Annotated in this window: 14 protein-coding genes; 6 read left to right on the top strand and 8 right to left on the bottom strand. The window is 65.2% G+C overall.

What is annotated here, in order from left to right; genetic code table 11:
• Window positions 1-32: 32 nt before the first annotated feature.
• Window positions 33-572, bottom strand: a complete 540-nt coding sequence (locus AC3RCP_RS12550) for a DUF4174 domain-containing protein (protein ID WP_007924989.1) — start codon at window positions 570-572, stop codon at window positions 33-35.
• Window positions 573-1,076: 504 nt separating this feature from the next.
• Between AC3RCP_RS12550 and AC3RCP_RS12545 the strand changes: the two genes are divergently transcribed.
• Window positions 1,077-1,946 carry an isocitrate lyase/PEP mutase family protein gene (locus AC3RCP_RS12545; RefSeq protein WP_009043268.1) on the top strand — a complete coding sequence of 290 codons (870 nt, stop codon included), beginning with the start codon at window positions 1,077-1,079 and terminating at the stop codon, window positions 1,944-1,946.
• Window positions 1,947-2,041: 95 nt separating this feature from the next.
• Here the strand turns inward: AC3RCP_RS12545 and AC3RCP_RS12540 are convergent, their stop codons facing one another.
• From AC3RCP_RS12540 to AC3RCP_RS12525, 4 genes are all read right to left on the bottom strand, one after another.
• Window positions 2,042-2,449, bottom strand: a complete 408-nt coding sequence (locus tag AC3RCP_RS12540) for a response regulator (RefSeq protein WP_007924986.1) — start codon at window positions 2,447-2,449, stop codon at window positions 2,042-2,044.
• A gap of 82 nt (window positions 2,450-2,531) precedes the next feature.
• Window positions 2,532-3,596: an MBL fold metallo-hydrolase gene (locus tag AC3RCP_RS12535; RefSeq protein ID WP_256593473.1), complete on the bottom strand. Its 1,065-nt coding sequence runs from the start codon at window positions 3,594-3,596 to the stop codon at window positions 2,532-2,534.
• Between the two features lie 37 nt (window positions 3,597-3,633).
• Complete coding sequence (locus AC3RCP_RS12530; protein ID WP_101337518.1) at window positions 3,634-4,044, bottom strand: hypothetical protein; 411 nt, start codon at window positions 4,042-4,044, stop codon at window positions 3,634-3,636.
• Window positions 4,041-6,176: a C1 family peptidase gene (locus tag AC3RCP_RS12525; RefSeq protein ID WP_492571587.1), complete on the bottom strand. Its 2,136-nt coding sequence runs from the start codon at window positions 6,174-6,176 to the stop codon at window positions 4,041-4,043. The genes AC3RCP_RS12530 and AC3RCP_RS12525 overlap by 4 nt, the downstream gene beginning before the upstream one ends.
• Before the next feature lie 293 nt (window positions 6,177-6,469).
• Between AC3RCP_RS12525 and ppnN the strand changes: the two genes are divergently transcribed.
• Both ppnN and AC3RCP_RS12515 read left to right on the top strand, forming a co-directional pair.
• Entirely contained in the window at window positions 6,470-7,843 is a 1,374-nt protein-coding gene (gene ppnN / locus AC3RCP_RS12520; protein WP_007924984.1) for a nucleotide 5'-monophosphate nucleosidase PpnN, read from the top strand.
• 168 nt (window positions 7,844-8,011) lie between these two features.
• Window positions 8,012-8,329, top strand: a complete 318-nt coding sequence (locus tag AC3RCP_RS12515; RefSeq protein ID WP_492571585.1) for a DUF2388 domain-containing protein — start codon at window positions 8,012-8,014, stop codon at window positions 8,327-8,329.
• 53 nt (window positions 8,330-8,382) lie between these two features.
• On the opposite strand, the gene AC3RCP_RS12510 is transcribed toward AC3RCP_RS12515, so the two are convergent.
• A complete protein-coding gene (locus AC3RCP_RS12510) occupies window positions 8,383-8,997 on the bottom strand; it encodes an NAD(P)H-dependent oxidoreductase (RefSeq protein WP_492571584.1) in 615 nt (204 codons plus the stop codon).
• A gap of 104 nt (window positions 8,998-9,101) precedes the next feature.
• Between AC3RCP_RS12510 and AC3RCP_RS12505 the strand changes: the two genes are divergently transcribed.
• A complete protein-coding gene (locus tag AC3RCP_RS12505) occupies window positions 9,102-9,728 on the top strand; it encodes a TetR/AcrR family transcriptional regulator (RefSeq protein WP_009043262.1) in 627 nt (208 codons plus the stop codon).
• Here AC3RCP_RS12505 and AC3RCP_RS12500 read toward each other — a convergent pair.
• A complete protein-coding gene (locus tag AC3RCP_RS12500; RefSeq protein WP_492571583.1) occupies window positions 9,725-10,966 on the bottom strand; it encodes an MFS transporter in 1,242 nt (413 codons plus the stop codon). The two genes, AC3RCP_RS12505 and AC3RCP_RS12500, sit on opposite strands and share 4 nt — an antisense overlap.
• A gap of 135 nt (window positions 10,967-11,101) precedes the next feature.
• Window positions 11,102-12,061, bottom strand: coding sequence for an AraC family transcriptional regulator ligand-binding domain-containing protein (locus AC3RCP_RS12495; protein ID WP_492571582.1), 960 nt, complete (start codon window positions 12,059-12,061; stop codon window positions 11,102-11,104).
• Between the two features lie 69 nt (window positions 12,062-12,130).
• On the opposite strand from AC3RCP_RS12495, the gene AC3RCP_RS12490 reads away from it, so the two are divergent.
• A complete protein-coding gene (locus AC3RCP_RS12490) occupies window positions 12,131-12,985 on the top strand; it encodes a sterol desaturase family protein (protein ID WP_492571581.1) in 855 nt (284 codons plus the stop codon).
• Entirely contained in the window at window positions 12,982-13,578 is a 597-nt protein-coding gene (locus AC3RCP_RS12485; protein WP_101337510.1) for an NADPH-dependent FMN reductase, read from the top strand. Before AC3RCP_RS12490 ends, AC3RCP_RS12485 begins: the two co-directional genes overlap by 4 nt.
• Window positions 13,579-13,820: the final 242 nt, after the last annotated feature.

Below are 13,820 nucleotides of genomic sequence, written 5' to 3'. Positions count from 1 at the left end.
GATGCGCTATCAGGAAACGGTGATGGCCAGACTCAGTCGTCCAGCGGCTTGGGTGGTGCCGCAGGCTTGCCCGATTTGGCGGCCTTGCCGGCGTGGGCCGCCTTGACTTCCGAGACCGGCGCCAATGCCGGAGCGGTGGCTTCCTTTTCCGCGGCCGGCAGTTGGTCGATGGTGCTGAAAACTTCCTTGAGTTCGATGGCCCCGGAATGCTCGAGCTTCTTCTCACCGTCCTTGCCCACCAGGATCACCTTGGTCTGCGCCCCGGCGCCGAGCTTCAGGCTGCGGATCAGCGCCATGGTCGATTGCGGGTCCAGGTCCTTGCCGTCGCGTTGGCCGATGGTGTTGATCACCGTGTAGAGCACCATGTTGCGTTCGCTGAAGGCCTGGCGGTTGGCCGGCTCGTCGAGGGACTTCTTCAGCGCCACCAGGGTCGGGTCCACGGTGCTGGGAGCGATGACGATCAGTGGGCGCGCCTTGCCCTGATCCTGGGCCAGAGGGCCTTCGTTGTCGGCCGCCATTGCGGGGCCGACGACAGCGAGCAGCGTTGCGAGGGTCAATGACCGAATGAACATGCGTCTCTCCTTTGGGTATCCACGTCCTAATGATTGCGCATCAGGGGAAAAGGTCCAGACCCGGACTCAAATTCTGACATTTTATTGAGCCGTCCCCCTGGTTCGTGGCGTTGCAACGAGCGCTGCGTACTCTCGTCCTCGCCGCTACAGATCGACGCGCCCATAAACGCCAGTGATAACCGAACCCTCTTGTTCGGCATGATCGACCCGCCTTGGCGCCCATGACAACCGGCATGACCTATGCCGTTCTGGCATGGGCCCATACGAATTCGTCATCATTTTCGCCGCGGCGGCGTGATAGCCTTCATCCCGGCCATAACAAGAGCGCCCGCCTGGCTTTTTCCATCCAGTGCGGCGTCACCCGCCGTTTCATACCTGCTTGCTTCGTCTTCATCTGCCCAGGTTTTCGCAGCGAACCTTTTACACAGGCGCGCTGGACGACCGATTGCATTTTTGACTCGACGCTATCGTCGGCATCTCTTTTACCTCCTTCCGGGAGTTCGTATGTCCAGGCTGTCTCATCAAGATTTACGCCGTAGTTTTCGCGAGTTGATCGCTTCAGACTCCTGCTTTCACACCGCCTCCGTATTCGACCCGATGTCGGCGCGGATCGCCGCCGACCTGGGGTTCGAAGTGGGCATTCTCGGCGGCTCCGTCGCCTCGCTGCAGGTGCTGGCCGCGCCTGACTTCGCCCTGATCACCCTGAGCGAATTCGCCGAGCAGGCCACCCGCATCGGCCGCGTCGCCCAGCTGCCGGTGATCGCCGACGCCGACCATGGCTACGGTAACGCCCTCAACGTGATGCGCACCGTGGTCGAACTGGAGCGCGCCGGCGTCGCCGCCCTGACCATCGAAGACACCCTGCTGCCGGCCCAGTTCGGGCGCAAGTCCACCGACCTGATCTCGGTCGCCGAAGGCGTGGGCAAGATCCGCGCGGCCCTGGAAGCACGGGTCGACCCGGAACTGGCGATCATCGCCCGGACCAACGCGGCGATCCTGCCGATCCAGGAAATCATCAGCCGCACCCAGCAATACGAGCGCGCCGGCGCCGACGGCATCTGCATGGTCGGGATCAAGGATTTCGAGCAGCTGGAGCAGATCTCCGAGCACCTGTCGGTGCCCTTGATGCTGGTGACCTACGGCAACCCGGCGCTACGCGACGATGCGCGCCTGGCGCAACTGGGCGCGAAGATCATCGTCGACGGCCACGCGGCGTACTTCGCGGCGATCAAGGCCACCTACGACTGCCTGCGCGAACAGCGGCAGATCTTCACCCAGGCCTCGGACCTCAGCGCCACCGAGCTGGCCCACACCTACACCCAGCCCGAGGAGTACATCGTCTGGGCCAAAGAGTTCATGAGCGTCAAAGAGTGAGCCGCTAGCTCACCCTCCCTTGCGATCACCGAGGACCCAAGGTCCTGGGTGGTCGAAAGCCGCTTCACTCCTCATCTCGCCAGCGCCCCGCCCAACTACCTATTCCCCGCCTTGTTCAACGCCTCGTCGACACTGTCGAGGATCTGCCCGATGGTCCAGGGTTTGCGGATGAACGACACCGGATAGCGGATGCCGGAACTCTGCGGCGTCTCATAACCGGACATCACCAGCACCGGCATTTCCGGCCAGCACTCGCGCACCCGATTGGCCAGGCCCGCGCCGTTCAAGGTGCCCGGCATATTGATATCGGTCAGCAGCAGACGCACCTGGTCCGGGTGGCTTTCCAGGAACTGCAGCGCCTCATCCGCGCGGAGCATGGCCTGGGTGGCGAAGCCCTCGTCCTGCAGGATCTCGCAGAGGAACTCCAGGATCATCGGCTCGTCCTCGACCACTAACAGCAGGCGACAAGGCTGGCCTGGATTGACAGATGAAACTGGGCTCATGTGGATGCCGCTCCCTGACTACGTACACAACCCTGACGCGATTACGCCATTTAGAGTTATGAGCAGCGCCTGACCGATAAATTCACTCGGCCTGCCGAGGTGCTGGGCAAGACCGCGTACGCACCGCCGGTTGCGCCGGCGGCAGCGGGATCACCGCCAGAGGCGCCGGCAAGACCACCGGGACACCACGGGCGACGTGGCAGGCAACAGTGTCCAGGAAGGGTTGGAGCTTGAGCCCGGGAAGCGGCTGTGGCCGGTACGGATCGTTACCGAAGAAGTTTTCCCAGTGGCCGATCAGGACCATCCGAGGTTGGGTGACCGTGAGCAGGTGCCAGGGATAATCCCGCACCTGGGTCCAGGACGCAGCGCTGAGGATTTCCACGTCGATCCCCTTGCCATCAGCCAGCGCCGGAGGAAAACCGAAAGGCGGCGGCGCACCGGAATCCTGATAGTGCAGGCGGTACACCGGGTTCTTGCCCGACTCGTCGAGCAGGTCGATCAGCCAGGCCATCGGCTGCCCCGGTTTCCACTGCCAGATGTAATCCGGTGTGTCCTTGAGGTCGAGGACATAATGCCCGGGAATCAGGTTGATCCCGGCGACATGCCCGGCATGCTGGCTCTGGATCGGCATGGCCCGTATGCGCCCACCGGTGGAATACAGCCAGGTACCAGGCCTCGGCGGCAGCCAGGTGCCATCGCGTTCCTCAAGACGGGCCATGGCCCACTGCGCGTTGACCACCCGCTTCGGGTCGACCATGGTCCGCAGCATGTGCGCCACCGAGGACGAACCATAGACCAGGGCCTTGGGACTATGTTTTTTCATCACCCAGGGGACGTCCAGCAGATGGTCATAATGCCCATGCCCTACCAGCAGCATGCTCACGTCATCGGCGCGCGGCATGTAGAGGTCGATACGCTTGTGGTCGGCCACCACCCGCGCCGGCGGCAGGAAGCCTGAGTTCACGGCCGCCGGATTGCTGAACGACGGCGCCAACAGCACGCCCTCCCCGCGCCAGTGCAGCAGCCAACCGCCCACCCCGAGAAACTGGATCTTCGGTTCGCCGATCACCGTCCGTTCCCGATAGAGCCCCGGCATCCCGCCTTCCGGGTCGTGGGCGCAGCCGCCGAGCAGCAACAGGACAAGCATCAACGCAGCCGGCATCTCCCTTGCGCCCAGCGCTGTGTCAGCCACCCTGGGTGACATCGAGCACCCGGACGTCCATCTTCCCCGAGTTGTTCCCGTAGAAGCCCAGCACGTCGTTGGCGCAGAACTGCAGGCGCCCCGGCGGCAGGTCCGACCAGACGCCGTCGCCGCGCCCGAGCAGGCGCCAGGGCGACTTGCCCGCCGGGCCCCTGGTCCGCACCAGCAGCGCCATCCAGGCCGCCTCGGGCAAGCGCTTGGCCCAACCCAGGCATTCGCGGATGCCACCGGGGTGCGCCACGCCCTCGGGCTTGGTCGGCTTATCGCTGGCATCGGCCCACAGGCCTTCCACCAGGAAGCGGTAGCGATGCCCGGCTTCGATTTCGAACTCACTGGTGACACAGGACTGGTTGGCCGGTACTTCGATGGGGCGGATCTGCGAAGGAATGCTCATGGTTGCCTCCGGCCAATGCTGCTGGCCAGGTCCAGCTGGCGCCGCCGTTGCGCCCGCTCGGCGATGGGTTGCGACAACACCAGGGCTTGCCGCGCTCCGCCTTGCCCGAGGATCCGCGCCAGGGTCGCGCGAACCGTGGTTTCGTCGTTGTCGAAATCGCCGTGGTGACGGGCCCCGGAGGCATTCTGACTGCCCATCGGCAAGTCGTTGGGCGCGCGTACCCAGTCGGCGTTCGGAGCATTGGAGAACAGCTGCGCCAGATCGCTTTCGCCGGTGACGAACCGCTCCATGCCGAGGATCGGCTCACCGTCGGGTCGAATCAGCGGTATGCGTACCTTGTCCTCGAAGGCATCGGAGACCAGGTACAGCAAGGACTTGTTGTAGATATGCGCGCAATGGTCGTCACGTTCGGCCTGGTCGGTCAGGGTGAACAGGCCGAACTTCTGGATGCGCTTGTCGCGAATCGGCGCCAAATAAGTCTCGCGAAACAGCTTGACGGTGCAGGCCGGCGCCCACAGGTGGCAACTGGCGATCTTCACCTCCAGCCCCTTCAACTGGCTGCGCGCCATCGGCCCGCCGTTCATCTCACCCTTGGATACCAGGTACTGCACCATCGGCGCCAGCAGGATGCTGCCCGCGCTGTGCCCGACGATATGGATCTCCACCCCCTGGGCAGCCAGGCGCGCCAGGGCCCTGGCCACCACCCGCGCCCCGCCGTTGGCATTGACCATGGCACGCAGGCCGTTTTCCTTCATTTCGTCCCACTCGGCCTTGCCGGTCAGCAGCCGGGCAATGGGCTCCAGCGCATCGTCCAGGCGGTCGAGCATAAAGTCCTTGGTCGCGTCCAGCACCCCTTCGGAGCGCCGGCGCCGGGCAGCATCGGCCAGCATGTTGCCCAGGGTGCTCCAGTAATCGGTCTTCCAGATGAACGCCAGCGGATAACACTCGGCCTGCAACATGGCCGCGCGGTAGCCGGCCACGGTTTCGATGGCCCCGGCCTGCGCCACCAGGCCGCCGTGGGCATACACCACGATGCGTTTTTTCGCCCAGCCGGCGGTGATGCGCGGGAAGTCCACGGCGAATATTTCCTCGACGCTGGCCGCGGTGGTCGCCAGGTCGCCACGCGGGTCGAAGGCGCCGTCGTTGCCCAGGCTGATGACATGCGGACGAATCTCCCGCAGGGTCTCGCTGGACGAAGCCGCCGCCACCGCCTTGGCCTGCGATGCCGCCTGCAGCGACACGCGCAGGGTGATCGGCGCGCCGAGCCGAGCGACCCAGGCATCCGCGCCGTTGGCCAGCCAGTCGTCGTAGCGCAGGTGGGCAAACCCCTCGTACCCCCACGTCTCGCCCCAGGAATTCTGAATCCAGAAACCGTCCTGGTCATAGGCGACGATCGCGAAGGCATGGCCGCCGAGAATGTTCGCCGAGGGCTGGATATGGCCATCCCCACCGACCGCATGCCAGCCCTCGTGCACGCTGGCGCTGGCGTACAGCACACCGACTTCGGCAATCGCCGCGTGCATGGCGACGATGTCGGTATGGTTGACCCGGAAGTACGCCCCCAGCGGGCGCAGCGCCGACTCCTCGGCCAGCACCTGGGTCAGGGTCGTGGCCTGGTTGTTGGCCTGCCACCGCGGTGCCGGGCACACCCCGTGCTTGTACCAGCCCTTCATCGCCCCGCGACAACTGGAACCTTCGTCCACCTCGCCGGCCCATTCGTCATAACGACGGGCCAGGTCGTACAACATGTGCGGGCTGACGAGCGTGGCGTCGGACTGATAGCGACGGGTGCGCAGCAGGTAATGCGCCACCGTCGCCAGGCCATAACCGGTGCAGGCGTTTTCCTGGCCCTGGTCGAGTACCGGCACCCTGGTCTTGCGGTAGTCGCTGAGTTCGCGGCGTACCGGGACTTCCACCAGGGTCGGGATATACATGGTGTCGCGAAAATCCAGGCCGTCCGGTCGCACGTTCAGGACCCGCACAGGGGCCGTGGCGGCCTTGCGGCGGGCGATCTTCTTGCCAGTCCTGGCGACCGTTGCGGCAGTTTTTTTCGTGGTTTTTTTCTCGGCTTTTTTGGCTGTAGCCGCAGCCTTGCCCTTTTTGACCGCGGACCGGTCGGATGCAGATGCCATGCTCACGCGCTCCCGATGTCGTGACGAGACTGGCACTGCCGGCGCCTGGTTGCGCTCCCCAGCCCTATGGGTGACTGGGCTGAGCATAGCCAAGGGCGATGCACGCCGCTTTCGCTTCGGACCACCAGCTGTGAGAAAGTAGCGTGGCGGACGCGCCGCACGTTCCGGTGGCCCCGTTTGCCTTCGCGTGGTGAAGCCCGGGAGAATGTTTTTCCCGGCGTCCCGCCCGCCGCTCACTATTCTTAAGCCATGGGCCCGCATGGGCCGGTGGTCTCGCTTTCAAGGAATCCAGAATGCATTCAAGACACGTCATCAACGCTTCGGTCAGCCCCAAAGGCAGCCTGGAGACTTTGTCCCAACGTGAAGTGCAACAACTCAGCGAAGCCGGTTCCGGCAGCATCTATGCCCTGTTCCGCCAGTGCGCCCTGGCCATCCTCAACACCGGCGCCCATGTCGATAACGCCAAGACCATCCTCGACGCCTACAAGGATTTCGAAGTCCGCATCCACCAGCAGGACCGCGGCGTGCGCCTGGAACTGCTGAACGCCCCGGCCGATGCCTTCGTCGATGGCGAGATGATCGCCAGCACCCGGGAAATGCTGTTCAGCGCCCTGCGCGACATCGTCTACACCGAAAGCGAACTGGCCAGCCAGCGCATCGACCTGGAAAGCTCCCAGGGCATCACCGACTACGTCTTCCACCTGCTGCGCAACGCCCGCACCCTGCGTCCGGGCGTGGAACCGAAGATGGTGGTGTGCTGGGGCGGCCACTCGATCAGCACCGAGGAATACCAGTACACCAAGAAGGTCGGCCATGAGCTGGGCCTGCGCAAACTGGATGTCTGCACCGGCTGCGGCCCGGGCGTGATGAAAGGCCCGATGAAGGGCGCGACCATCGCCCATGCCAAGCAGCGCATGAGCGGCAGCCGTTACCTGGGGCTCACCGAGCCGGGCATCATCGCCGCCGAGGCGCCGAACCCGATCGTCAACGAGCTGGTGATCCTGCCGGACATCGAGAAGCGCCTGGAAGCCTTCGTCCGCGTCGGCCACGGCATCATCATTTTCCCGGGCGGCGCCGGCACCGCCGAGGAGTTCCTGTACCTGCTGGGCATCCTCATGCACCCGGACAACCGCGAGCTGCCGTTCCCGGTGATCCTCACCGGGCCGAAAAGCGCCGCGCCCTACCTGGAGCAACTGCACGCCTTCGTCGGCGCGACCCTGGGCGATGCGGCCCACAGCCTGTACCAGATCATCATCGACGACCCGGCCGAGGTCGCCCGGCAGATGACCGAGGGGCTCAAGGAGGTCAAGCAGTTCCGCCGCGAACGCAACGACGCCTTCCACTTCAACTGGCTGCTGAAAATCGATGAAGGCTTCCAGCGTCCGTTCGACCCGACCCACGCCAACATGGCCAGCCTGCAACTGGACCGCGCACTGCCGTCCCACGAGCTGGCGGCCAACCTGCGTCGCGCGTTCTCCGGCATCGTCGCCGGCAACGTCAAGGACAAGGGCATCCGCCTGATCGAGAAGCACGGCCCGTACGAAATCCACGGCGACACGGCGATCATGCAGCCGCTGGATCACCTGCTCAAATCCTTCGTCCAGCAGCACCGGATGAAACTGCCGGGCGGCGCGGCCTATGTGCCGTGCTACCGGGTCGTGAGCTGACAGCCCAGTGACCATGGCCCCCGGCGCAATGCCGGGGGCTGCTGGCTACCCCATGCAAAACACCCGGCCAGCGGCCACCGCGAGCGCCCGGGGAACTCCTGGGCTGCGTCGCGCATCCTAGATTGTGTAGTACTTCCTTTTTGCTTCACGCTGTCGGAGGACGCCCTCATGCGCCGCCTATTACTCGTTTCTTCGTTGTTGCTCTGTCTGCCCGCAGGTTCAGCCATGGCCCGTGTCGATGCGGGTGATGTCGCCACCTCCGCAGGGGTTTCCGCCTCGCTGTACTCGACCTTCAAGGACGACAAGATAGTGATTCCCGCCCGAGACGACGCCTCCAGCTTCGTCGCCAGCGGTGGCGCCATCCGTGGCGTCTACCTGGAGTCGGTGCTGCAGAAAATCCGCCAGGAAAACCCAGGCCTCAACGCCAGCGATGAAGAACTGGCCAGGGCGATCCTCACTCAACAGGCGCAGCCCGCCGGGCACTGACGGCCAAAGCCGTCCTGCGCTCCGCGACCGGGACGTCGCGGAGCCTTATCCCCTCATCCCGCCTGAACCGCCGCGGCGGCGCTGGCGCGACTGAACAGATCGCGACCGATGGCCCGGGCCGTGCGCAGATGCAGCGCCGGATCCTGGCTTTCCGATTCCAGCAGCAGCTCCGAGGTCAGCACCCGCGCCCCGCAGTAGTCGAAGATCCCATGGTCGATCTGGGTCTTCATCGCCGCCTCGTAGCCGTGGCGCTCGTAGGTGCCGGCATCGGCCCCACCGACGCCGAGCAGATGCACCCGCAGATGCCCGAGTTTCTTCTCAAAGCGATTGGCTTCGAGGTTGAAATCGAATGCCCAGCCGTTGGCGAACACCCGGTCGATCCAGCCCTTGAGCAGCGCCGGCATCGACCACCAGTACACCGGATAGACCAGCACCAGCGCATCGGCGCGGTCGATGCGCGCCTGCTCGGCCAGCACGTCGGCCGGGGGCTGTTCCTGCCGGCGATGGACCGCGTGGTCGGCGACGTTGAAGCGTGGGTCGAACGCCTCGGCGAACAGGTCGGCGATCTCGAACGAGTGGGACGGCCCCAGCCCCTCGGCGACCTGGGCCGCCAGGCTGTGGCTGAGGGAGCGGGGATCATGGTGGGCGACAACGATAAGCGCATGCATGGCGAAGACTCCTGCCGATAGAGGCAAATTGGATTGAGGGCGGCAACCAGGCCCTATATACTTTTGGTAAGTTACGAACAGTAAGTTACTTTTGGTATATAAGCATGTCAAGCACCCCCTCCGAGGCTTCACCCCCCCGTCGCCGCCTGTCCCGCGAAGAGCGCCTGCAACAGTTGCTGGAAGTGGCCTGGCAATTGATCGGCGCGGAAGGCACCGAAGCCCTGACCCTGGGCCGCCTCGCCGAACAGGCCGGGGTGACCAAGCCGGTGGTCTATGACCATTTCGTCACCCGCGCAGGATTGCTGGCGGCGCTGTACCAGGACTTCGATGCCCGCCAGACATTGCTGATGGACGCCGCCCTGGACCGCAGCGAAGCGACCCTGGCCAGCCGCGCGGCGGTCATCGCCGGCTCTTACGTCGATTGTGTGTTGACCCAAGGCCGCGAGATCCCCGGGGTGATCGCCGCGCTGGCCAGTTCGCCGGAACTGGCGCGGATCAAGGAGGAGTACGAGCTGATCTTCCTGGAAAAATGCCGCGCCGCCCTCGCCCCCTTCGCGGCGCCCGGGACCATAGCAACGGCTGGCCTACGGGCGATGCTCGGGGCGGCCGAGGCGCTGTCCCATGCCGCGGCCACCGGAGAAATCAGCCGTGAGCAGGCCCGCGACGAACTGTTCGACAGCATCGTCGCCATGGTCGAGCGCAGTGCGCGGCGTGGCGCCGGCCCGGTCTAACCGGCTTCGCCTGCCACCGCCACGGCAGGTTTCATCGAGCCGAACCACCAGGTGACAAGAGCGCACAGGGTCATGACGCCACAGGTGCCGACAAACACCGTGCGCATGCCGAAGTGCCCGCCGAGAAAGCCCCCGGCCAGGGGGCCGAGCACCTGCCCGACGTACTGGCTGGAGGTCGAGTAGCCGAGCATCCGCCCGGCGATGTTTTCCGGCACCGAATGGCGAATGATGCTGGAGATGCAGGGCAACAGGCCGCCCAGGGCCAGGCCCATGAGAAAGCGCAGCAGCACCAGTTGCCAGGGCGCGCTGACCAGCGCCTGGGGAATCAGCAGCAGGGCCGCGGCGGCCAGGCACACAGTCAGCACCCGCCAGTGGCCGATACGGTCGGCCAGTTTGCCCAACTGCGACGCGGAAATAATGCTGCCCAGGGCCGCGGCGGACATCACCAGCCCCGCCATCAGGGTGACGTTTTCCGCCCGCAGTTCCTGCAGGTACACGGTGATGATCGGCTCGATGGACATGGTCGCGAACATCAGCAGGCAGGCCACAGCGAACATGCTCAGCACCGGCCTTTTGTCCTGCACCGATGCCCAGGAGTTGTCCGGCGCCTGGCCCTTTTGCGTGGCCGGGCGCGGCTCGCGCGGCGCCTCCTTCAGCAGAAAGGTGGTGGCCAGGAAGGTCACGAAGATCGCCGCGCCGGCGATGAAGAAGGTATTGCGGATGCCGATCAGCGGCGGCAGCAGACCACCCACCAATGGCCCGGCCAGGCTGCCGGCCATGATCCCCGAAGACAGCACGCCCAGGGCCCAGCCGGAGCGCGCCTTGGGGGTTTGCGTGGCGACCAGGATGGTCGCCCCCGAGGCATAGCCGCCGAGCAAGCCCGCCAGCAGGCGCAACAGCACCAGTTGCCAGACGTTCTCCGCCAGGCCGATCAGCGACATGGCCACGGCCATGCCGAGGCTGGCGCGGATCAGCATCAGCTTGCGCCCATAGCGGTCACCCAGGCGGCCCCACAAGGGCGCGGTGATCGCCGCCGACAGGAAGGTCGCACCAAACGCCACGCCGGACCACTGGACGATGGCCGCCGGGTCGCTGCCCCCCAGTTGCTCGACGTACAACGGCAGGAACGGCAGCAGCAGGGTCATCGCGACAATGGTGGTGAACGCCCCCAGGGCGCACACCGCGAGGTTGCGCTGCCAGTAGCGTTCGGCGGGAGACAGCGGCTGCGGGGTGGACATCGGGGCGCTCCATCGGTCAGGGACGGGGCCACGCTACAGGCTCGATTTCGATAAATAAAATTCATGTTTTTTATAGAGTGGATTCCTTTAAGGAATCCGCGCAACACCTGCGGTGATGCCGCGAGCCTGATGGATTCAGTCGCGCTTCCAGCGCTTGCGCGCATGCAGGTACGCCGCGAGGTCACCGTAACCCAGCTGGGCCGCCACCTGGACGCGGCTCTCGCCGAGAAACTCCAGCTGTTGCTCCAGCTCGGCGCGGACCTGATCGAGCAACTGGCGAAAGGTCATGCCCTGCTCCTCCAGGCGCCGACGCAAGGTGCGCGGGCTCTGGTACAGCGCCTCGGCCTGGTTCTCCAGGCTCGGCACCACGCCACGGGCCAGGCTGTCGCGCATGCTGGCCGCGACCTTGCCGGTCCAGCCGGCCAGTTGCAGGCGCTGGGCCAGGCGGCGGTCCAGCTCGCTGCGCAACAACGCCTGCATGCCGGCGTGACGCGTCAGCAGCGGCAGGCGCAGGGTGGCCTGGTCGTAGTACAGGCAGTTGTGCAGGCAGTCGAATTCGAGGTTGTCGCCGAACCACTGGCGGTATTGCGCGTGGTACGCCGGGCGCGGATGGCTGAAGCAGGCGCGTACCGGTTGCACGGGTTGCCCGGTGCTTTGCCGCATCTGGGTCAGGGCCATGACGCAGTAATGCTCCACCACGTAGCGGGTCAGCCCGGCGGGCGCGTCGATGCACAGTTCGACGCCGAGCAGCTCGCCGTCGCTGACCAGCTTCAGGCTGTCCATGTCCGAGGCCAGCGCGGCGTAGTCGGCCCAGCATTGCATGGCGCCGCGCACGTCCGGGCAGTACAGGCAGATGTAGGCCAGTACGTGCAGGTCCTGGGGGGTGAATTCGCCGAACAGGTGCAGGCCGATGGCCGGGTCGCGCTCCGCCGCCAGGCGCCACAACTGTTCCAGTTCCAGCAGGTTGTAATCCTGGCGGTCGCCGCGGGTCTGGCGCTGCAGGACCCGCTCCAGCACCCGGCCGAGCTGGCCCCGGTGAAAACGGCGGACCGGTTGATTGGCCTCTTCGCCAGTGTTTTTGTCCAGTTCGCGCATAGGGTCCGGGCGGCTCTTGGTTTCTTATTGTTCGGGCAATGCCCATGTCGGGCCTGACTCGAGATTGCCATGAATACAACAATGCTCGCCAACAATCCAATCCTGGTCGTGGCCGGGATTTTCCTCGGTTTCATCCTCCTGGAAATCGCCTGTACCTGCTTTCGCCAGCCCAAGGGCCAGCGCCGCGATGTGCTGATCGAGATCATCGGTTCGTCGCTGTTGCTGGGCCTCACCTTCCCCTTGGTGATGTTCCTCAGCACCCTGCTGCTCGACACCTTCGCGCAGTCCCTGAAGAACAGCCTGGGCGACCTGCACTGGGTGGCGGGCGCGGCCCTGTTCCTGTTGCTCGATGACATGACCCAGTACTGGTGGCATCGCCTGACCCACCGCCTGCCGTTCCTCTACGCGCTGCACCGCGCGCACCATTCGGCGCCGTACATGAGCATCCGCATCGTCTACCGCAACAACAGCTTCTATTACCTGCTGATGCCGGGCATCTGGCTCTCCGGCCTGCTCATCTACCTGGGCCTGGCGCCGGTCTACTACGGCTACCTGATCGTCAAGATGACGGTGATCTTCGCCGCCCACAGCAGCGTCGCCTGGGACGACAGGCTCTATCGCATCCCGGCCCTGCGCCCGCTGATGTGGCTGCTGGAGCGGACCATCTCGACCCCTTCCACCCACTCCGCCCACCACGGCCTGAACGCCAAGGACGGGGTGACCCATTACAAAGGCAATTTCGGCAATCTGCTGTTCTTCTGGGACGTGCTGTTCGGCACCGCGAAAATCACTCGCCGCCGGCCCATCGCCTATGGCATCGAAGACTTGCGCCCCATCAGCTGGCAGCAGGAACTGTTCTGGCCGCTGGTGCGTTCGCCCAAACCCGCAGCGCGTCCCGAAGCCAAGCAGGAGGTGGTGCAATGAGCCTGCATATCGCGCTGCTCGCCGGCTCCAGCCAAGTCGGCAGCCAGTCGGCCAAGGTCGCCCATTACCTGGGCCAACGCCTGCAACAGCTGAAACTCTGCGAGCAGGTCACGTTGCTCGACCTCGGGCGCTCGCCCTTGCCGCTCTGGCCAAGCCCGGACTCGAACAGCGCCTGGAGCCAGTACTCGGCCAGCTTGCTGCAGGCCGACGCGCTGGTGGTGGTGACGCCGGAGTGGAACGGCATGGCCTGCCCGGCCATCAAGAATTTCTTCGTGTATGCCGGCCACACCGAGCTGGGGCACAAGCCGGCGTTGCTGGTCGGGGTCTCGGCCGGCGTGGGCGGCACCTACCCGCTCGCCGAGCTGCGCGTCTCCAGCTACAAGAACTGCCGGATCTGCTACCTGCCGGAACAGCTGATCGTTCGCCAGGTGGAAGGCGTATTCAATGCGCATTCCGCGCCCACGCCTGAAGAACGCCACCTGCGTGCCCGCGCCGACTGGAGCCTGGAAGTCCTGGCCGAATACGCCGGCGCGCTGAAGCACCTGCGCTCGCGCATCGATATCCGCGCCGTGCCCTTCGCCAACGGAATGTAGCCACGCAATACAGGGAGTGAACGCTCCGGGGGGCACCCTGCCTCCCCGGCGCCGTGAAGGAATTCGCTTTCGCCAAGGCTCGTCCCGGCCAACTGTGGCTACAGTCTTATAAGTCGCCACGGGCTTGGCATCCTGCTGCACGCGGGCAAGTCCATGAGCGGCCTGACAAAGACACGGGCAAGGGTGAACCTTATCGCCGCCTGCCCGGTCGATAGATGCAATCTGGCCAGGTTTGGCGATAA

Source organism: Pseudomonas sp. GW822-FHT05A08 (assembly GCF_058800485.1).
This window is presented reverse-complemented; position numbering and strand designations above follow the sequence as displayed.